The sequence below is a fragment of the Aquimarina hainanensis genome, from assembly GCF_042684685.1.
GTDB lineage: Bacteria > Bacteroidota > Bacteroidia > Flavobacteriales > Flavobacteriaceae > Aquimarina > Aquimarina hainanensis.
Map to the genome: position 1 here is coordinate 457,650 of NZ_JBHULX010000001.1, position 20,243 is coordinate 477,892.

19 protein-coding genes are annotated in these 20,243 nt (G+C 33.9%); 8 read left to right on the forward strand and 11 right to left on the reverse strand.

Translation table 11 applies throughout. The features are described 5' to 3' along the window. Positions 1 to 13 precede the first annotated feature (13 nt). Complete coding sequence (locus ACFSTE_RS02045; protein ID WP_378258226.1) at positions 14 to 928, forward strand: geranylgeranylglycerol-phosphate geranylgeranyltransferase; 915 nt, start codon at positions 14 to 16, stop codon at positions 926 to 928. A gap of 105 nt (positions 929 to 1,033) precedes the next feature. Here ACFSTE_RS02045 and ACFSTE_RS02050 read toward each other — a convergent pair whose 3' ends face one another. Beyond that, positions 1,034 to 1,378: a hypothetical protein gene (locus tag ACFSTE_RS02050; protein ID WP_176027798.1), complete on the reverse strand. Its 345-nt coding sequence runs from the start codon at positions 1,376 to 1,378 to the stop codon at positions 1,034 to 1,036. Positions 1,379 to 2,189: 811 nt separating this feature from the next. After that, positions 2,190 to 2,534 (reverse strand): hypothetical protein, encoded by a 345-nt coding sequence (locus ACFSTE_RS02055; RefSeq protein WP_378297926.1) that lies wholly within the window; start codon positions 2,532 to 2,534, stop codon positions 2,190 to 2,192. A 508-nt stretch (positions 2,535 to 3,042) separates the two neighbouring features. On the opposite strand from ACFSTE_RS02055, the gene ACFSTE_RS02060 reads away from it, so the two are divergent. After that, entirely contained in the window at positions 3,043 to 3,999 is a 957-nt protein-coding gene (locus ACFSTE_RS02060; RefSeq protein ID WP_176027796.1) for a carbon-nitrogen hydrolase family protein, read from the forward strand. 48 nt (positions 4,000 to 4,047) lie between these two features. Next, complete coding sequence (locus ACFSTE_RS02065; RefSeq protein WP_378258230.1) at positions 4,048 to 4,887, forward strand: pseudouridine synthase; 840 nt, start codon at positions 4,048 to 4,050, stop codon at positions 4,885 to 4,887. A gap of 645 nt (positions 4,888 to 5,532) precedes the next feature. Here ACFSTE_RS02065 and ACFSTE_RS02070 read toward each other — a convergent pair. The 6 genes from ACFSTE_RS02070 to ACFSTE_RS02095 form a co-directional block, all read right to left on the reverse strand. Further along, positions 5,533 to 6,909, reverse strand: a complete 1,377-nt coding sequence (locus ACFSTE_RS02070) for a glycosyltransferase 87 family protein (RefSeq protein ID WP_378258232.1) — start codon at positions 6,907 to 6,909, stop codon at positions 5,533 to 5,535. Then, positions 6,906 to 8,378 (reverse strand): cellulose synthase family protein, encoded by a 1,473-nt coding sequence (locus tag ACFSTE_RS02075; protein WP_378258234.1) that lies wholly within the window; start codon positions 8,376 to 8,378, stop codon positions 6,906 to 6,908. The genes ACFSTE_RS02070 and ACFSTE_RS02075 overlap by 4 nt, the downstream gene beginning before the upstream one ends. Further along, positions 8,378 to 9,070: a glycosyltransferase family 2 protein gene (locus ACFSTE_RS02080; RefSeq protein WP_176027792.1), complete on the reverse strand. Its 693-nt coding sequence runs from the start codon at positions 9,068 to 9,070 to the stop codon at positions 8,378 to 8,380. Before ACFSTE_RS02080 ends, ACFSTE_RS02075 begins: the two co-directional genes overlap by 1 nt. Beyond that, positions 9,071 to 9,571 carry a toxin-antitoxin system YwqK family antitoxin gene (locus tag ACFSTE_RS02085; RefSeq protein WP_378258236.1) on the reverse strand — a complete coding sequence of 167 codons (501 nt, stop codon included), beginning with the start codon at positions 9,569 to 9,571 and terminating at the stop codon, positions 9,071 to 9,073. A 107-nt stretch (positions 9,572 to 9,678) separates the two neighbouring features. Beyond that, entirely contained in the window at positions 9,679 to 11,277 is a 1,599-nt protein-coding gene (locus ACFSTE_RS02090; RefSeq protein WP_378258238.1) for a 4Fe-4S binding protein, read from the reverse strand. A gap of 45 nt (positions 11,278 to 11,322) precedes the next feature. Then, a complete protein-coding gene (locus ACFSTE_RS02095) occupies positions 11,323 to 12,621 on the reverse strand; it encodes an NAD(P)/FAD-dependent oxidoreductase (protein ID WP_176027789.1) in 1,299 nt (432 codons plus the stop codon). 300 nt (positions 12,622 to 12,921) lie between these two features. Here ACFSTE_RS02095 and ACFSTE_RS02100 point away from each other — a divergent pair, with 300 nt between their 5' ends. From ACFSTE_RS02100 to ACFSTE_RS02120, 5 genes are all read left to right on the forward strand, one after another. Continuing rightward, positions 12,922 to 13,632 (forward strand): DUF547 domain-containing protein, encoded by a 711-nt coding sequence (locus ACFSTE_RS02100; RefSeq protein WP_176027788.1) that lies wholly within the window; start codon positions 12,922 to 12,924, stop codon positions 13,630 to 13,632. A gap of 120 nt (positions 13,633 to 13,752) precedes the next feature. Beyond that, a complete protein-coding gene (locus ACFSTE_RS02105) occupies positions 13,753 to 14,625 on the forward strand; it encodes a hypothetical protein (RefSeq protein ID WP_176027787.1) in 873 nt (290 codons plus the stop codon). 120 nt (positions 14,626 to 14,745) lie between these two features. Then, positions 14,746 to 15,750 carry a glycoside hydrolase family 113 gene (locus tag ACFSTE_RS02110; RefSeq protein WP_378258241.1) on the forward strand — a complete coding sequence of 335 codons (1,005 nt, stop codon included), beginning with the start codon at positions 14,746 to 14,748 and terminating at the stop codon, positions 15,748 to 15,750. Between the two features lie 55 nt (positions 15,751 to 15,805). Further along, entirely contained in the window at positions 15,806 to 16,558 is a 753-nt protein-coding gene (locus ACFSTE_RS02115; RefSeq protein ID WP_254884104.1) for a hypothetical protein, read from the forward strand. Between the two features lie 5 nt (positions 16,559 to 16,563). After that, the gene (locus tag ACFSTE_RS02120) at positions 16,564 to 17,814 is read left to right on the forward strand and encodes a POTRA domain-containing protein (RefSeq protein WP_176027785.1); all 1,251 of its coding nucleotides are present in this window, start codon (positions 16,564 to 16,566) and stop codon (positions 17,812 to 17,814) included. On the opposite strand, the gene ACFSTE_RS02125 is transcribed toward ACFSTE_RS02120, so the two are convergent. From ACFSTE_RS02125 to ACFSTE_RS02135, 3 genes are read right to left on the reverse strand one after another with little or no spacing between them, the layout of a single operon-like run. After that, a complete protein-coding gene (locus tag ACFSTE_RS02125) occupies positions 17,811 to 18,527 on the reverse strand; it encodes a TIGR04283 family arsenosugar biosynthesis glycosyltransferase (protein WP_176031037.1) in 717 nt (238 codons plus the stop codon). The genes ACFSTE_RS02120 and ACFSTE_RS02125 overlap by 4 nt on opposite strands. 29 nt (positions 18,528 to 18,556) lie before the next feature. Then, positions 18,557 to 19,270, reverse strand: coding sequence for a DUF547 domain-containing protein (locus ACFSTE_RS02130; protein ID WP_176027784.1), 714 nt, complete (start codon positions 19,268 to 19,270; stop codon positions 18,557 to 18,559). After that, positions 19,257 to 20,162 (reverse strand): sterol desaturase family protein, encoded by a 906-nt coding sequence (locus ACFSTE_RS02135; RefSeq protein WP_378258244.1) that lies wholly within the window; start codon positions 20,160 to 20,162, stop codon positions 19,257 to 19,259. The genes ACFSTE_RS02130 and ACFSTE_RS02135 overlap by 14 nt, the downstream gene beginning before the upstream one ends. Between the last annotated feature and the right edge of the window lie 81 nt (positions 20,163 to 20,243).

Consider the following 20,243-nt stretch of genomic DNA (forward strand, 5'->3'; position numbering starts at 1 on the left):
GCATTCTTCTCTTATGCTTAGTAGAAAAAACAAACTTGTATTACTGAAGTTGTTAAGTTTGTTTTCTGTGGTGAGAGGCTATAATATTCTGATTTTAGTCATTGCTCAATATCTAACAGCTATATTTATTCTTGCTCCCAATCGAGGGTGGAAAAATGTATTATTAGATACGAATCTTTTTGTCATAGTTTTGGCGTCATCCGGGGTGATAGCTGCCGGATATATTATTAATAATTTTTACGATAGAGAAAAAGATTTAATAAACAGACCGCAAAAAACAATGCTGGATCGTTTGGTAAGTCAGCAAACAAAACTAACAGCCTATTTTATTCTTAACTTTTTATCCGTAGTACTGGCAAGTTATGTGTCTTTTAAGGCAGTTGTCTTTTTTTCATTGTACATATTTGGTATTTGGTTTTATTCTCATAAACTCAAAAAAATATTATTTGTAGGGAATATTGTTGCTTCCTTATTATCGATCACTCCTTTTTTTGCAGTTTTTATCTATTACCTGAATTTTGATCAGGTTATATTTGTTCATGCTACCTTTTTATATCTGATGTTGATCATGAAAGAGTTGGTAAAGGATATGGGGAATCTAAAAGGAGATATAGCTCAGAACTATAGAACAATTGCTGTCGAATATGGAGAGGGAATGTCTAAAAAACTCGTCAGCATCTTAGTGTTCGTTTCAGGAATCCCTCTGTATTTACTGTTGAATACTTATCGTATAGGAGGAATGCGTATATTTTTCTATGCCAGTATATTTTTACTCATTCTTTTTTTAGTAGCGTTGTGGAGATCAAAAGGGAAAGTGCATTATGTCTGGCTTCATAACATTTTGAAATTTATAATTGTTTCCGGGGTTTTTAGCATTGTACTTATTGATTTCAAAAGTATTTTAGATAAAATTTTGTCATTTTTATAAACGAAAAAAAGATCATTTAAAAAAGTTTTAAATGATCTCGCTGCGTCGATTATTTTAGTGTTTATGGATAAGGACTATCCATTAGAAATCACTAGTAAGAAAGGATTAAGAGTTAGGTTTTAAGATTTTTAGGTCGACTCTGTATATCTTGTAATCGTTTTCTAATATTTCAGAATCTACTTTTTTGTAGTTTAATTTAGAAAGAACATAGTCTTCTACTATTTTCTCAGAGGTATCCACTGTCAGTACAACAATCTCTCCCTTAGCATTAAGTGTAAATTCGATATTAGCTTTTAAATCTTCATTCTCTACTTTGATATCAGGACTGCTTAATAATGTAAGGATTTCATTTCTTAATTGTTGCTCAGGAGTCTCATCAGAAGGAGTAGAAGCAAATAATTGCGTTGAAGTGATAAAAAGTGCTGCAAGTAATAATCTTAAGTTTTTCATTTTTGTATGTTTTTGATACTGTTGTTTTCAATTTTATTTGTGACAAATGTACATTCTGATCCTGCATTTTTTGTGATAAAATTTATGATTAGAATGATGCTTTTAGGTTATGTTTAGGTTAATAAGGAGTGTGATTAATAAAAAAGAAACCTTATTAAAAAAGTAGTAATTGCTACTTTTTTTTACGCTTTTTTCAATAAAAAAGGAAGAGAAGGTTAAGTTCTCCAACAGATGACAGGAATATGTGAAAGAATACAGAAATTAGATAATAAACAAGTGTTAGGAGAATGTTATTTTGAGGTTTTACCTTATGTCTAATCAATGAGTTATTGTGAAAAAAGCTTGTTTTTTATTGGTGTTACTAAAGAATATAATACCCCAGGGATTGCCTCGAAATTGAAAATTTGTTTCTAATGAATACCTCGTGGGTTTGCACCGAAGTAATTTATTTGTTTTTGATAAGAGGTTGATAAAAAAGAAGATAAAAGGAGAGGGGTGTAAATACCAGAAGATTTTTGGTAGAGGAAAATAGAAATTATCAATTTATTAGATAATTCGATACGTTTATGCTATGTGAATTAGCAGACAGTATTTGAGAGGATGCAAGGGCTACAATCTTTTCTGTTGAGGTTATTTTAATAACAGTTCTTTTTTATATATAAAGAAAAAAATGGGACACTGTCAGGAAGAAGCGATATAAAATTAGGATTACCAGTAGTTAGAAACCCGAAGTGAAGAAAAAATAGAAATAAAAAAAAGCAGTTACTGCTAGGTAACTGCTTTTTCTAGTTTTGGGGCGTCCGTATAGATACTATACGTTAGGATTTAATACCTTTAATGACATTCTGAAAATTTTGGAATTAGTTTCTGGCATTTTAGAATTCACTTTTTTGTAATTTAGTTTATACTTTACAAAGTCTTCTAAAGATTCAGTTTCAGAATTTACTGTCAGGATTACGATTTCATTTTTAGAGTTTAGTGTAAACTCTATATTTGCTTTTACTTCGTTGTTGCTAATTTTGATGTCCGGATTATCTAATAAATTGATAATTTCATTTCTTAATTGTTGTTCCGGAGATTTTGTCGACTTGTCAGCAGAAAATGCTTGGAAAGACACTACAAAAATTGCTATTAATACTACTTTTAAATTTTTCATTTTTTAGGTTTTAGTTTTTAAGAGTATTCTCTTTTGTTTTTATCTTACGAGGCAAATTTATGTCAGTTAGAAATGAAAAAATCAGTTTCAAAGTTAAGAGAACATTTTTTTAATGTTATGTTTACGTTAATTCCTTGTTTTTTTACAGTAAATTAAGTTTTGAGAAAAAAGTAGTTTTGAGATGAGAATACCTCCTAGTTGGTAATCATTTCGTTGTCTTTTTTAGGGATCTTCTTTTTTGGGATATAAAAATGCGAATTCTATATTTTTTTGTCGGTTTTCAATGTTAACTTAATGTTATCTTGAGGTTTAACCGCACGTCAATTCTTTGTATAAATATTTGAAAACCAGTAAAAACGACATGGTTTTTTAAGGTGTTTTTTATAGATGAGATACGAGTCCAATTATAAGACTGTCATAAAATCTATAGAAAGCAAATGTTTAATGTTTAGGTTTTAATCGATGAAAACATAGAATAAGTCGTATCTTCAGAGGAATTATTTAGGGTATGGAAAAAGATTTATTGACAATAGGGATGGCACAAATCTCTCCGGTATGGTTGAATAAAAAAGCAACGATACAGAAAATAGAAAAAACAATTAAAGATGCGAAACTTAAAAAGGTAGAATTGTTAGTCTTCGGCGAGACATTTTTGCCTGGTTATCCTTATTGGGTTTCGATTACTGATGGAGCACAATTTGATCACCCTGTACAAAAAGAAGTTCATGCACATTATGCCAGAAACGCAATTGTAATAGAAGAAGGGGATCTGAATAGCATTTGTGAATTGTCCAGAAAATATCAAATAGCGATATATTTAGGGATTATAGAACGTCCTACAGATAGAGGAGGGCATAGCTTATATGCTTCTTTAGTATATATAGATCGTACTGGGGTTATCCAATCCGTACATCGCAAATTGCAACCTACTTATGAAGAACGATTAACCTGGGCACCAGGTGATGGGAATGGTTTGCGGGTCCATGCCTTAAAATCTTTTAGAGTAGGAGGGTTAAACTGTTGGGAGAATTGGATGCCATTACCCAGAGCGGCTCTTTATGGTCAGGGAGAAAACCTACATATAGCAGTATGGCCGGGAAGTGATTATAATACTAAGGATATTACCAGGTTTATTGCCCGGGAATCAAGATCATTTGTGGTTTCGGTATCCAGTTTTATGAAAAAAGAAGCTATTCCTCAGACGATTCCTCATGCTGATTATATTCGAGAAAAAGCCCCGGAGCTTCTTAGTAATGGAGGTTCGTGTATTGCAGGACCTGACGGAGAGTGGGTAGTACCTCCGGTAATTAACTCGGAAGGATTATTGGTGGAAACAATTGATTTTGGCAGGGTGTATGAAGAGCGCCAGAACTTTGACCCTGTAGGACATTATTCGAGACCGGATATTACAAAATTACATATAAACAGGGATCGTCAATGTACTGTATCCTTTGAAGGAGAATAATTATTAATTCTAAAAAGGAATAGAGTATCTTTGCACAAAATTTAAGATATGAATCGCGGAGGTAATTCAGGGAGTAGAAAGAATAACGGAAGACAAGGAAGAACACCAAAAGGGAAATTTGGAGGGAGAAATACAGCTCCTGATAAGAAAACAAATACAAAACAAGGCAAGGCTTCGGAGAAAGAAGAAATTCGACTCAATAAATTTGTAGCTAATTCCGGAGTGTGTTCAAGAAGAGAAGCTGATTTGTATATTCAGACGGGAAGTGTTTGGGTTAATGGTGCTCCTGTTACAGAAATGGGATATAAAGTAAAATTAACAGATGAGGTGAAGTTTGATGGAAGGTTAATTACCCCTGAGAAAAAAGAATATATCTTATTGAATAAGCCTAAAGGGTTTTCTACAACCACTAGTCTGGAGAGAAATAAAACGGTAATGGAATTGGTAGCTAATGCTAGTAAAGCCAGATTAAAACCAGTAGGAAGACTAGAAAGAAATACGACAGGGTTATTGTTATTTACAAATGATGTGGATCTGGAAAAGAAATTAACACATCATAAGAGTAATGTGAGGAAGATATTTCATGTAGAATTGGATCGCAACCTGAAATTTGATGATCTTCAGGATATTAAAGAAGGGGTTAAATTAAAAGAAGGGTTCATTAAAGCGGATGAAATTTCTTATGTAGATGGTGCTTCGAAAAAAGAAATAGGGATAGAAATTAAATCTTCTAAAAATGGAATTATTCGCAAGCTGTTTGAGCATTTTAATTACGATGTAATTCGATTAGACAGAGTTGTTTTTTCTGGACTAACCAAGAAAGATCTTCCAAGAGGTCATTGGAGAAAATTGACGGTACAAGAAGTGATTAATCTTAAGAATATGTAAGTTTTAGTACACAGTATAATTTAATTAAAAAAGAGGTTCTTCTATTAGTAGAAAAACCTCTTTTTGTTTTTCTTCATTCATAACATTATGAATAGAAGATATTTTTTAGTCGCTATTTCCTAGTTGTTTGAATTAGATATTATTGTGTTTGTTTGTGTAGGTTAAGGGGACAAAAAAAGACAATTTTTCACATCCTAATTAGTAATCAACTATCGGAGTTATCGACTAAAAAAATACTAGGGGGTTAAAAAGCTCTTTATAGTAAAAATCGAATACGAAATATGAAGTCTTATTTCTTGAAAGTCAGTGTTTTTTTTCTTGCTGCAGGGGCGATGCATTTAGTTGAGTTTTTGAGTTCTGGGGGGCAAATCTATAATGTTTTTTTCTCTAATCTAGTAAAATGTTAAAAATTAACGATTAATTATGTTTTTTGTGATTTTGTCTGATTATAAGTTTTGTTGTATACTGCTATGTTTCAGAGGGATTTCTTAAAATTAAGTTATAAAATACAAACCATAAAAGTGCTGGTTTTTGGATTTGTTTAACGGCTATAATTACTTGTAAATATTTTGAATTCAGGTTTTTATATGTTTTTATTGATCAATAAAAATACATAAACGCGTTTTTGTTCTAAACTAAGGGTAATTAATTAGTGGCTTTAGGTTTGAAAAAGACAGAAGAACTAATAAAAGATTCATACACGAATACACTGATAACCAAAATGTATTCTATAGCCACCATCCATAGGTTTTCTTTAAATCCAAGATCTGTATAAGCAGTATAACTAAGAATGATCAAAAAAGACCAGACGATTGGAAATCGATAGGGAGTAAAAATACAAAGAAAAAGAGGCACTGCGATATACCATGGATGTACTGTGGTAGACAGGAAATAGTATACACTAATACTGATCAACATGGCAGTGATAAGAGGTATTGTTTCCTTGTTTTTTCTAAAAAAAGAAAGGATTAATAAAAGACAAAGAAAGACAAGAGGGAGGATTTTTCCTGCTGTAGCAATAATATTCCATCCGATTGTTTGGTATCCAATCCATCGAATTATATAATAGATACTCGCATTGAATTCAAAATTTTGGAACCATAAAGCAATAGTAGTGCTAAAATTCTGAATAAATGTTTTGGATAAAAAAGGAATAAAAAGAAGAAGGGTGCTAATGAGCACAACACTGTAAAACCCACAGAGTTTTAGAAAACCGAAGAGGCGTTTTTTTTCACTAAAAAAATACTTTTGAAAAAATAAAGGAAGAAACAATAGTGGAATTAGTTTAACAGAAACAGATAATGCTAAAACGATGCCTGCCCAAAACCATTTATTTTGTACTATTAGATACAATGACCAGACGATAAAAAATATCATCAATGCTTCAAAATGGAGGTTGCCTGTTAATTCGATAATAATAAATGGGTTGAGGATATACCAGAAAATGCGATTTTCCTGAAGATGAAGCTTTTTTAATAGCTTTCTACCTATAAAGAAAATACCGATATCAGCACTTATTAATATAAGCCGGAATACAATAGCAGCTCCTAAAATGCTATTAGGAGATAGTAAAGCAGCAATAGCATATGCTAATTGGCTTATAGGAGGATAATTCGTAAAATGACTTCCATTTAATGGTCCCATTCCCTGGTATAACTCTATAGCTTGTGCTACGGGTGAATTCCCTGCTTTAATCCAGGTTTCTGGTAAACTTAAATAAGGATTCATTCCTTCTAACAACATTCTCCCATCCCAAATAAAGCGATAAAAATCCTGAGAGAGATTCGGGGTTGCAAATAAAAATATAACCCTAAATAAGAGCGCAGTAAAGGCTAGTAATTTGTAATCCCCTTTATGTAACTGAAAGATTTTATAAGAAAGGAAGAAAAGGGCACCCCATAAACTGAATACTTTTACAAAATCAGTTCGTAGCGTTGTATAGGCAAAACTGTAGTACAGTATAGCGCAAGTGAGAATAAGAACAAGTGAAGATTTGTTATATTTCCACAAGCGTGTAATCACAGTTTAGACGTAACAGATTTAAAAAATACAAAACCAAATCCCAAAAATAGCATGATATGAAATAAAAACAGACCGAAATCCTGTAGCTTAAAAGCACTGTATAAAGCAAAACCAAAATATCCGGTTAGTAAAGCTTCCAATATGGTATTGGCAGATATGTTTTTGTTGATATATTTATTCCCTTTCCAGGAATCTTTTAAAGAATTGATATTAAACTTTGGGGTGCGAACGAATTCACTCTTTTTTCCAAAATGTCCTTCCAAAACAGCTTTGGAATTATGAACAGAGAATCCCATTGCAATGGAGAAAAATGTGAAGAACATTTTGACATATTCTATAAAATTCCAAAAACCACTTCCGTGTATTTTTTTAAACGTGTACCAATAACAGAAAAAGAAAATAACAGTGCTTAGTGCAAAAGATGCAATCACATTAAAATACCAGGCAAACATAGGGTTATTGTTCTTAATGTATAATATAGGAACGCTGAGTATAGCTACTAATAAGACTAATAGAAACATACTGCTGTTCAGCAAGTGAAAAAAACTATGAAATTTTGTTTTAAACGGAACTGTTTTGTCTTTAAGAAGTTTCCAGTATAATTTTTGAAAATTCTCAGCAGCTCCTTTATTCCATCTAAATTGTTGTGATCTGGCAGCACTGATAACTACCGGCAATTCTGCAGGAGTTTCTACTTCTTCCAGGTACTTGAACTTCCATTTCTTTAATTGCGCTCTATAGCTGAGATCCAGGTCTTCTGTCAGGGTGTCTCCTTGCCAGTTTCCGGCATCTTCTATACATGTTTTTCTCCAGGCTCCCGCGGTACCATTAAAATTAATAAAATGATCTTTGTGATTACGCCCTACTTGTTCCATTGTAAAGTGAAAATCCAGTGCAAAAGCCTGAATCTTGGTAAGAATGGAATAGTCGCGGTTGATATGTCCCCATCGGGTTTGTACAACACCAATATTCTCATCCTTGAAATAAGGAATTGTTTTCTGTAACCAATTTTTTTCCGGAAGGAAGTCAGCATCAAAAATAGCGATAAACTCTCCTTTAGCTATTTTTAGCCCCTCTTTTAGAGCACCTGCTTTAAAGCCAGATCGATCTTCTCTTCGGATATGTTTAATATCCAGCCCTTGTCGCTGTAGTTTTTCGATATGCTTAGCTGTCGTAGTGACAGATTCATCTGTAGAGTCATCAAGAACTTGTATTTCCAGCTTATCTTTTGGGTATTCCAATAAGGCAATATTGTCCAGTAAGCGAGACATTACATAGAGTTCATTGTAGACAGGAAGCTGAATCGTTACCAGAGGGATTTCCTCTTCTCTGGTAAAGTCAAATACAGGGGCATTATCTTTTTGCTTTCTCGCTTTGAGATAATTGAACAATAGATTTAATTGCGCTAAACTGTATAAGAATATGATGAGTAACGCAATTGTGTAAATAATAATAATGGCAATATCCATTACGAAAAACTGTATTTAAAAATCCAACTTAAAATCTTAACGCCTGCAAAGATAGCACCTTTTATGGTTCCTGAAACTTTTGAGACACCAATTCTCTTTTTGTAAGGTACTGATACTTCGGTATAGGTGTATTTTTTTCTTAACACTTTTAACTGCATTTCTACAGTCCATCCATAGGTTTTATCCTCCATTTCTAAGGAGAGAAGTTTGTCATACTTAATTGCTCTAAAAGGACCAAGATCAGTGAAACGCGCATTGAAGAATAATTTCATAAGTCTAGTAGCAAGCCAGTTTCCGAATATCTGAGGGAATGTCATAGAACCTGCCTCTCGTAATTTCTTATCCCGGGCTCCGATAACCATATCAATGTCGTCATGAATTATAGGAGCTACAATAGTCGTTAGCTCAGCCGGATAATCACTGTAATCCCCATCTAGAAAGACAATGATATCTGTTTTTTCTTTTGAAGCGGCGATATAATCCATTCCTTTTAGACAGGCATAGCCATAACCCATCTGTTCTTCTCTCAATACAGTTGCTCCAGCTTGTTTAGCTACTTTTTCTGTTTGGTCGGTAGAGCGATTGCTTACCACAATAACTTCAGAAACCACTTCAGGAATTTCCTGAATTACATGCGCAATAGATTCCTCCTCGTTATAAGCGGGAATGATAACTTTTATAGTTGGATTCATTTATAGAAAAGCATTGGGATTGTCCTTTCTGAAAGAATACACATCTGTCCATTCTCCCATTTTTTGATCATTGATGTATTTTTCTGCTTTAAACAATTCATCATTTTTGAAAATCAGACAAAACCCATTTTTTTTATTGTTTTGATACTGGTATTTTTTTGTGATCCTAATAGTACTGTTATTGTCGGCAATATCGTAAATAATCCACCACTTTTCGGCTTTGTTATCGATAAAATGCCCTTCTTTGACTAGTTGGCGATCTTTTGTATAAAAATACCAATATCCATTCTTTTTGTCGTTTTTATAATCTCCCTTTTTTTTGATCTGCCCATTGGGGTAATAATAGATCCAGTATTTTGTTTTTGTAGCCCCCATAATCCATCCTTCTGCTTTTAGCATCCCGGATTCATAATATTCTTTGATATACTGTTTTTTTACCGTCAGGTTTTTTTCTAATGGGGCAAAAGAAAGTAAGCAAGCTATTATTATTCTTAAAATCATCAGTGAAAGGTTTTATAGAGCTTTCTTAGACGAGAAGAAATAAAAATGCTAACAAGAAAACTTCAAAATAATGCAAACTCATTACTGTTAATATAGGGTGTTTCGGATTATTTGTTATTTACGTAATTCATTAGATCGATATCATTTCCTAATAGAATTTCATTAGAATTGATTCTTCCGTTTAGGGAATCGTTTTCCAGTTTTAATACTCCTCGTGGGCAAACTGCAGAACAAACGCCGCATCCTACACAACTGGATCGAACAATGTTTTCTCCTTTTTGTGCATAAGAGCGCACATCAATTCCCATTTCACAATAGGTGGAGCAATTTCCACATGAAATACATTGTCCTCCATTGGTGGTAATCCTGAATTTGGAAAATAATCGTTGCTGAAACCCTAGAATTGCAGCCATAGGACATCCGAATCTGCACCAGGATCGATTCCCCAGAATAGGGTAGAACCCTGTTCCGATTACTCCTGAAAAAATAGATCCGATAAACAGCCCGTAAGTAGCGCGTAGGGTTTCGGATTTTATAAAGAAAATGGTAGTGTCGCTATTAAAAAAGTGAATACCGAATAAAGCAGCCAGAACCACAAAATATCCAATCGCTCCGTATCGGGCATCTTTGCCTAGTTCATTTCTTTTGAAAATCATTACTAAAGCGAAAACAATTGTCAAAATAGCAGCAACACTTAGCAGGAATACCGTCTTGGTAAACCAATATTTGGTATCATCGTAGCCCAGATAGGTACTTACCACGGCAGTGGTCATGATAACAACAAAGACTAAAACAGTATGGATTAACCAGCGTTCTAATTTCCAGGCGCTTAATTTTTTGCTGGATAGTTGTCTAAAAGCATCTCCGGTTGTTTCTGCGAGACCTCCACATCCACAAACCCAGGAGCAATACCATCTTTTTCCGAATTTATAGGTTAGTATTGGTGTAATAATAAAAATTGAAACAACACCAAAAATCAAAAGCGAAAGCCCGATTGTTCCTGCATTGATAAATTCATCAATTCGATACTGTTCGAAGTTATAATAATTCAAAGGCCATACATTCTTTAGGTCGTAATAAGGCAGCTTAAAAGTGTCTGAATTTAAACGTGCCATAAATTCTGGAATCAAGAAAGCAAACCCTAATTGAAAAAACATTACAGAAACAGTTCGTAATTGTTGATACCTGTTATGTCTGTATTTTAAAATAAACTTATACCCAAAAGCGAGAATTGATACAGTATATAATGTACCATATACAAACCACTGGCTGGCTGGGTTACCACTTAATAGTTTACTCAAAGGATCGAATAATCCGATTAAACCACTATTTGGAGCTCCATCCGTTCCTTGTCCTAGGAAGTGAGGGTAAAAATAAAGTACAATATAAAAGGTAGTTAATGCGACCCCTGTAAGCCAACCGATAACACCTCTGGAAGAGATTGATTTAAACCAGACTCCGTCATTTTTTATTCCTTCTGGTTTGGTTAGATAGGCATCATTAGCGTATATGATTGTTCCCAGGGTTATTAGAGCCAGTGATAGTGTTAAGAAAATCCCCTGGTTCGGAAAATTGGTGTTTGCTAGTGCTAGTATCAGAATAAATAATCCGATAAAGCCAATGCTCAAGGCGATTTTTTGTTTGGTAGAAACGCCTTTGGCATCAGGAGAAGCCAAGGACATACTATGTTCTAGTTTATTACTCATATTCAGTATTTTTTTCGAATCTTCTGGGGTAGAAGAGGTATATTTTTAAACAACTCGTAATTGATTTTTATAGGAAGCAAAGATTTCATCTTCAAAAGAAGAAAAGAATTCAGGGTCAAAATTTGCTTCTTTTAGGTGTGACAATACATAGTCTGCAGACCTTTTTTCGGTTAACCAGCGATCAAAGACTTCATGTCTCATGCGAATTCCAAATGTGTTGATTCCAAGGAATTCATTAGTCTCTTTGTGATAAGACATTGTAATACATTTGGTGTTGTCTGTATGTTTCCAGTGAAATTGTTGTTCGTATTCTTTTGGTTTGGCGAAAACCCATCCGTATGTTTGGTATTCGATATCCAGAAATTTAGCACTGTTAAACCAGTGTCCAGGTTTGTATTGGATTTTATTACCGCAAATAGTTTGTGCTACGGTTTCCCCCATCATTCTTCCGGTATACCATACAGCTTCTATAGGGCGTCTATTGCCAATGGCTTCATGTTGTTCAGCACAGTCTCCGATGGCATACACATCCGGGATGTTTGTTTCTAAATATCTATTGACCTTAACTCCTCTTCCTAATTCAATTCCAGAATCTTTGAGGAAATCGATATTAGGAGATACACCGGCAGTAAGACCGACCATATCACAGTCAATCACTTCTCCTGTTTCTTGTATAACTACTGCTTTTGCTTTTCCGTGTTCATCAGCAATTATTTCTTTGAGGTTAGAAGAAAGCCTCAGGTCGATATGATGATCGATAATATGACGATTGATCATTTCGCTTTCTCCTTTAGGAAGTACGCCATTCCAGAAACTTGATTCACGAACTAAAAATGTCACGGGAATATTTCTGGATCGTAGCATTTCTGCTAGTTCTATCCCAATGAGTCCGCCTCCTACGATCACGGCTCTTTTGCATACTTGATTATTAGGAGCGTAATGTTCAATTTTTTCCAGGTCTTGTTTGTGATACATACCCATCACACCGTCTAAATCCTGTCCGGGCCAGCCAAATTTATTAGGTTTGGATCCGGTAGCGATGATCAGTGTATCATATGACAGACGTTCTCCATTTTTAAATTCAATTTCTTTTTGATCCGGAAGTACTCGCTGCACGAAACCATTTTTTAGTTCAATTCGATTCTTCTTCCAGAACCAATCTTCATAAGGTTGTGTATGCTCAAACTTCATATGCCCCATGTATATATACATAAGTGCTGTTCGAGAAAAGAAATATTTTGTTTCAGCAGAGATGATAGTGATTTTCTTATCTGATTTTTTTCGGATATGCCTAGCGGCAGTTACACCAGAAATCCCATTGCCAATAATTACTACATGTTTCATAAGCATTCATGTTGGTAGGTTTTGTTATCTTAGAGAAGAGGTTTCTTCCATCTAGTCTGTCGTATATAAAGGTAATAACTTATCTAGCGCAAATAATTTAGAATGGGTCTAAAAACTGAGTGTTTTGTAAGGGTTGTACTAGTATTTCGAACGTGATATTTTTTGCAAATAAATAAAAAAAACTTGTAAGTAGCCTGTGGGATTCACGACTGAATGCTCAGTAATAAGATTCAAAACTTTAGAACTTATTACAAGTGATATAATTGGAAAAGAATTAATAAAAAATATAAAACCCAATCTATGAAAAAAATAGTCTTTACTATACTTATTATGTGTATGCATTTTGGTTTTTCACAGGAGAATCAAGCGTTTTTTTCTAAAGCAGATGCATTTTTTAAAACTTATGTTTCTAATGGACGAGTTAATTATAAAGCTATTAAAGAAAACCCTGCCAGTTTGGATGAGCTGATTTCTTTGGCAGCAAATAGTAAAGTAAGTACTTCTAATGCCAAGGAGTATCAAGCTTTCTATATCAACGCTTATAATGTAGCTGTGATTAAAGGAATAGTGACGAAATATCCGGTAAAATCGCCGTTGGACATAAAAGGTTTTTTTGATAAAAACACCTATACATTAGGAGGAAAGAAAATTACTCTAAATGATGTAGAGAATGTATTACTTCGAAAGAATTTCCCAAAAGAAGCTCGTTTTCATTTTGTACTGGTATGTGCAGGTTTAGGATGTCCTCCTATTATATCAGAAGCTTATACCCCTGATCTCTTAGAGAAGCAGTTACAAAGACAAGCGGTAAAGGCATTAAATAACCCCTCTTTTATCAAGGTAAAAGGGAATAAAGTGCAGTTGTCTCAGATTTTTGAGTGGTACAAGGAAGACTTTACTCATGAAGGAAACGAGATCACTTATATCAATAAGTTCAGAAAAGAACCATTACCAGTAAAAGCAAAAGTTTCATATTATCCTTATAACTGGTCGTTGAACAAAGTAAAATAATCCATATCTTATATATAATATAAAAAGCACTTCTTTTTTGTAAAATAAGGAGGAGAGTAACTGTAGCCCTTTACTAATAAAAAAACAGAAGTAAAGAATACATAAAAACACGAAAAACAGATGAAGAAAATAATTATCACTACCATAAGCCTTTTTTTAGTAACCTTAGGAGTTGCCCAAGAAGAAGAAGGATCCGTTATCCAGACATTGACACCATCTAAATTAATAGGAAAAGGACAATATGATCTGAAATGGTTTAATAACTTATATACACAAACCAAGTCGGCAAATTCTAATGGAGATGTCTCTAAAAATGAACCAAGAGCGACTTTCTTTACCTCTACATTGGAAGCATATACTGGATTAGGAAATAACAAAAGATGGAATGCAGGGCTAATCTTAGAGTTTAGATCTAATGTGGTGGCAGACAGAAATGCATTGGATGTGTTTAAATTTGATGGAGAAAGAGGAACTGCTCGATCAGGATTGACCTCCATAGCACCTTCTGTGAAATTTGTACCACTAGCTTCTGTAACAAACTTCTCTATTCAGAGTTCATTGTTTATTCCATTGGTGGATAATGAGGTGGAAGATGGTGTGTTTTTTGATCAAAAAGGATATACATGGCAGAATCGTTTTTTCTATGATTATACATTTACAGGAAACAAATTTCAGATTTTTGGAGAGTTGAATAGTGAATTTAATTTTGGGAAAGAAGGAGAGAGTTTTGCTAATAATAGCCTTCGTTTGACACCAGGAGTATTCCTGAGTTATTTCCCCAGCGCTAAGTTTACTGTTCTTGGATTAGTACAGCATTCTCAGTTAATCGATTTAGGCAATGAATTCGAACAAGATTTTACTGCTGTTGGAGGGGGAGCAAAATACCAATTGACTAAAGAATTAAATATAGAAGCGCTCTACACAAATTTTGTAAGAGGAAATGATACTGGATTAGGAGAAACATTTAACATCGGGTTGCGAGCTGTTTTTTAATCCGTAACTGTTTAAAAAAAAATAATTTCAGGAAGATAGTAGATGGATAGAGAACAGATGTTGTTGATTCCAACTGAAAAAAAGTGTACTTTACATGGCGCATTATAAGCGCGTAATGATATGAAATATATGTCTTTATTGTTGATCTGTGCTTTGTTTTTCAATTGTACAGGTCAACAGTCTTTTAAAATAAATGGAGTTAGTTTTGTTGCTTCCAGTACTCCGATTTCTGAAGCAGAAGTAACCCCTTTAGTAGCTGTAAATGCCAATTGGGCAGCGGTAATGCCGTTTGGGTTTTTAAAATCGTTGGAAGCACCTGTAATACAGTACAATGTTGATCGACAGTGGTGGGGAGAGAAAGTAGAAGGGGCAAGAGAGACAATTCGCTTGTTGAAGAAGCAACATATAAAAGTAATGTTAAAACCTCAGATATGGGTGTGGCATGGAGAGTTTACAGGAAATATTTCTATGGCAACAGAGAAAGACTGGCAAGCGCTGGAGAAGTCCTATGCAGCTTTTATTCTATGTTATGCAAAATTAGCAGAAGAGATGGAGGTTCCGGTATTTTGTATAGGAACAGAATTGCATTCTTTTGTACAGCAAAGACCCCAGTATTGGGAACAACTTATAGAAGATATAAAAACGATATATACAGGTAAGTTGACATATGCAGAGAACTGGGATCAATATCAAAAAGTTCCTTTTTGGAATCAGATAGACTTTATAGGAATTGATGCTTACTTTCCTCTGTCCGCATCTGAAACTCCAACGGTTGAAGAATTACGAAAAGGATGGAAGAAGTATAAAAAAGAAATGAAAACACTCTATGACCAAAGCGGTAAACCGGTTCTTTTTACCGAATATGGATATAGAAGTATTAACTACACTGCAAAGCAACCATGGGATTCAAGTAGCGTAGAAGGAGCAGTAAATCTTATTGCTCAGCAAAATGCATTACAGGTGATTTATGAAGAGTTCTGGAATGAACCCTGGTTTTTAGGTGGTTTTTTATGGAAATGGTATCATAATCATACTGCCGTAGGAGGGATGGATAATAATCGTTTTACGATTCAAAACAAACCCGCAGAAAAGACAATAAAAGAACTGTATAAAATAAACCAATAATTATAGTGTCGGTATGAATTAGTGAAGTATAACACTGTACCGGATAAAAAGACAGATGAATCGAGTTACATATATAGCAGTTTTGTGTAGTATCATAAGTAGTATATTAAGTGGGTGTACTGATGATGATGCAGTGATTGAAGAGAAAGAAAATTTGTTGATGAGTTTAGTGTCAAAATACCCATTAAAGAAAGATAATGTAATTGCTTGTGCAGCTTCTGATGCCTTAGAAAAAGATAAGGTATATGTGTATTTTTACCCCAGAGAAGGGGTTACAAATATCAGATATTATGAAACTCCAGATACTTCATATAATAAAAATGAATACAGTCATTACAGAGAGGTTAAGACAGACCAATCTGATGTGTTTAATGGATATTTGAAGCGATTCGAACGGGAAACAACTAAAGAAAAATGGGTGATTGTTAGTTTTATGGAGCAAGATACTTTGCATATTTCTAATCCGATACGATTAAAACATCAATCAACCCCTACCACATATACTGATGCGATACAAATAGAGGTAACGTCTTCTTCTATGCCCGTTTTTTCATGGCCTCAATTCGAAAATGAAGACAATAAAATATTTTTTCAGGTGGTTTCTGATAGAGAAAATAACCTGCTCTCAGGAACCTATACATTCGATACCCATTTTCAGTATTATAATACAGACAATGTTGTGTTGAATATTACGAGAGAACTCCCTCCTCCAGAACTTCTTCCATCAATGTCTTATTCCATTACTCTAATGGGAGTCAGTGAAGATAACTGGGTTAATTTATTTGCACAAAACCGTTTTACCCCATAAAACTCATGAAATACTTTTGGTTTTTACTTATAGTAGTGATTTCTTTTTCTGGATTTAGTCAAGAAAATAAAGTCTCTTCTTTCGAGATTCAAGGAAATAAAAAAACGAAAACAGCGGCTATAGCCAGACTGTGCGAAATACAACAAGGAGCACCACTGGATTCTATTGTTTTAGAGGAAGATATTAAACGATTAAAGCAGTTGCCATCCATATCTCATGCATATTATACAGTAGAAAAAGGAGGAAAGGTGACGTATGGAATTGAAGAAAATTTTACGACCATTCCTACAGCTAATATTTATACCACAAATGATGATGAGTTTGCATTTCGTATCGGGTTATATGATTTTAATGTATTAGGTCGTAATATTATTTTTGGAGGGTTTTATCAAAATGATATTTATAATTCATTTGGAGTCAATCTCAGAATGCCATTTTTATTTAGTAGAAAAGCAGGATTAGCAATTAATTATCAAAATCTGACAACTCAGGAACCTGTATATCTAGATACGGGTACTGCCGATTATAAATACAATAATACTTCACATGAACTATTGGGGTTATATCGGTTTAATTTTCAAAACAGAATTGCAGTTGGGGTTAATTATTTCAAGGAGGAGTATGACTATAAAAGAGGAGCGACAAGTGATCAGGTTCCATTGACATATAGTATAGATAAAATTTTGTTTAAATCAATTTATGAATATAATAATCTGGACTATTATTATCAGTATGTTGCTGGTTTTAAGAGTATTCTTAACCTGCAATATGTAGTGAATTTAAAAAAAGAGGTAATTCCTGATTTTATTATCGGATGGAATGACTTTCTTTATTATAGCAGGGTTAAGGAAAAAGGAAATCTGGCATTTAGACTTCGGGTAGGGTTATCCACAAATGATACATCCCCTTTTGCCCCTTTTGCGGTAGATAACAATATTAATATTCGAGGAGTAGGGAATACTATAGATAGAGGAACAGGTGCTATTGTTCTGAATTCAGAGTACAGACATACACTATATGAGAAGGATTGGTTTGTATTACAGAGTAATATTTTTGTCGATGGAGGAACCTGGCGTAATCCAGGAGGGACATTTGATGATTTTGTAGAGAAAGATAATATAAGGATATATCCCGGACTTGGGTTACGATTTATCCATAAACGTATTTTTAATGCTATTTTTAGAATTGATTATGGATATGGGGTAACAGAAGGGGCTACACATGGATTGGTATTTGGGATTGGACAATACTTCTAACCAGTAATGTGTTTTTTGTAGTATTGATACAGAGCTTCAGGAGAGGCTCCTAACCATTTTTTGACATAAATAGCCCAAAAGTGATACTGTAGTTTCCATACCCCATTGGTATGATATTTTCTGGCGGATGTAATAAGCCATTTCTGGATAACAACAAATTCATTACGTGCATATAACTTATTAATTAGGTCATTGTCTTCGTAGATCGTATATGCTTCATTATACCTTCCTAATTCTTCGAATAATTCCCGGGTAATAAATTGACTTTGGTCTCCGCCTCTGCATGCTCTGTATTTGAATTTTGTAAGCCATCCGGCAAGACGAAGCCACCAGTGAGTATCATCGAACTTCATTCTGAAACACCCTGCTAGTTTTTGTTGCTGTACCTGTTCTATAATATGTTGGTCATATGCTGTGGGAGGAAACGAATCAGCATGAAGGAAATATAAAATAGCTCCTCTGGATAAGGCAGCAGCAGTATTCATTTGTCTGGCGCGCCCTTTTGCAGAGGAGATTAGTTGAATCAATCTGTCATTCCGAGATTTTTTAAATGCAGTAATCACTGCCTGTGAACCATCTGTACTACCCCCATCAGCAATAAGAATTTCTTGTATGTTCTCTTTTTTATAGGCAGATGATAGTAAGTGATCTAATAATGAATCAATAGTAGAAGCTTCGTTTAGAATAGGAATGATGATTGATATTTTCAATATACAGAAATTACGATGTAAAGCTATATAAATTATTCATTTAAACTCCAATCATAGGTCTTATATCCTTTTTTAGATTGGTTGATGATTTTGGTAGTAGCATATTTATTGATAAAATCTACGACATTTTTTCCATCAATTTTAAAATCTTTTTTATACCAGGAAAAGATTTTAGAAACACTGACTACATCTTCTGTTATTGTATTTCTAAGAGGGTCGTTTATGAACTTTTTAGTTTGATTTTCCAGGGCACTTTCTACATTAGCTCCTGTATAGGCTCTATTCCATACTACAGGACAAGAAAAAGAAGCACAGTTTATAGCAAAATGAATTCTGGGATCATTCATTTTTCTGAGAATTTTGTGTTCCAGGTCATTAAGACTGTACCATTCTCCATTGATTTTGAAAAACTTTTTATTCCAGGGGTCTTTGATGTCTTTAATACTTGAAATAGGGTAGCTGTCAATTACCAGTTTAATGGTATAAGCATTATAGGCATTAATCCAATATGCCAATTTTTCCTCTTTGCTCCATTGTTCTGTAGGAGGATTTTGAGATAAAAGAGTAAAATATTCATATAATTGAGAACTATCTTTCATAAAACCGCCGTAGTTTACTTTCCCATCTTTAGTGACGTTGAGAAGTAAGATTTGATCCCAAATAGAATGATCAAATTTAGTTTGTGCTTTTGACTGGAAGGTCAATAAAAATAGTGATACAAATATAACTGCTCTAGGGGCTTTCATTCTTTTTAAACTTTAAGTTAATAGGATACATTTCTTGGGATATAAAATCCTTAGGGAATGTTTCATCCCCTTCAAATCCCAGCTCTATGTTTTTCCCGTCTTCCGGGATATAGCTGGTTTTGAATAAGTAATCCCAAATACTTAAAGTTAGTCCAAAATTTATACCATACCTTACGGAGGGAGGCATTTTTTTTGCGTGATGCCAGATGTGCATCTTCGGGTTATTCAAGATGTATTTTAGAATTCCGTAATCCCATCCCAGATTCGCATGATTTATATGACCGATGATGAGGGCAAAAAAATGAACCAGGGCAACATCCTGTGCTTTGTAATCCCCTATAATAGCAATAGGAATATACAGGATTGATTTATAAACAACTGGCTCCATCCAATGATATCGAAGATGTGCAGAAAATCCCATTTGTTTTACGGAATGATGTACTTTATGAAAATTCCATAAAAAGGGAATTCGATGTAATAAACGATGCGTATTCCATTGAATAAAGTCACTGATTAAGAAAAAGATGAATAAACCAATAGGCTTAGGAAGTATATTAGTGTCAAACAATTGAATATCTGTTATAGAAAGATGTATGCTTTTTAGCAGTTCATCAAAAAGAGTAATGGCTGTATTCGATAAGGCAATAAGAATAATAAGGTTGAGCAAAAAGAAATTAAAAAACATATAAAATGTATCCAGCCAGAAATCTTTTCTAAAAATAGCTTGGTCTTTCCTCCAGGGGAAAATAAGCTCTAACCCCCAAACAATTAGTGAAATTAGAATCAATCCATAAAAATAATTATCCCAATCGTTCTGAAGCAGGATTTCATTTTTTAGATATTGCCAGTATCCCGAGTATGAATCAGAGATAATTTGAAGGTATTTTTTCACAAGGATAAAGATACGGAATCACTAGAAAATCAATAGGGATTACTGTTAGGTGTATGTTGTTGATATTCAGTATTTTTTAGT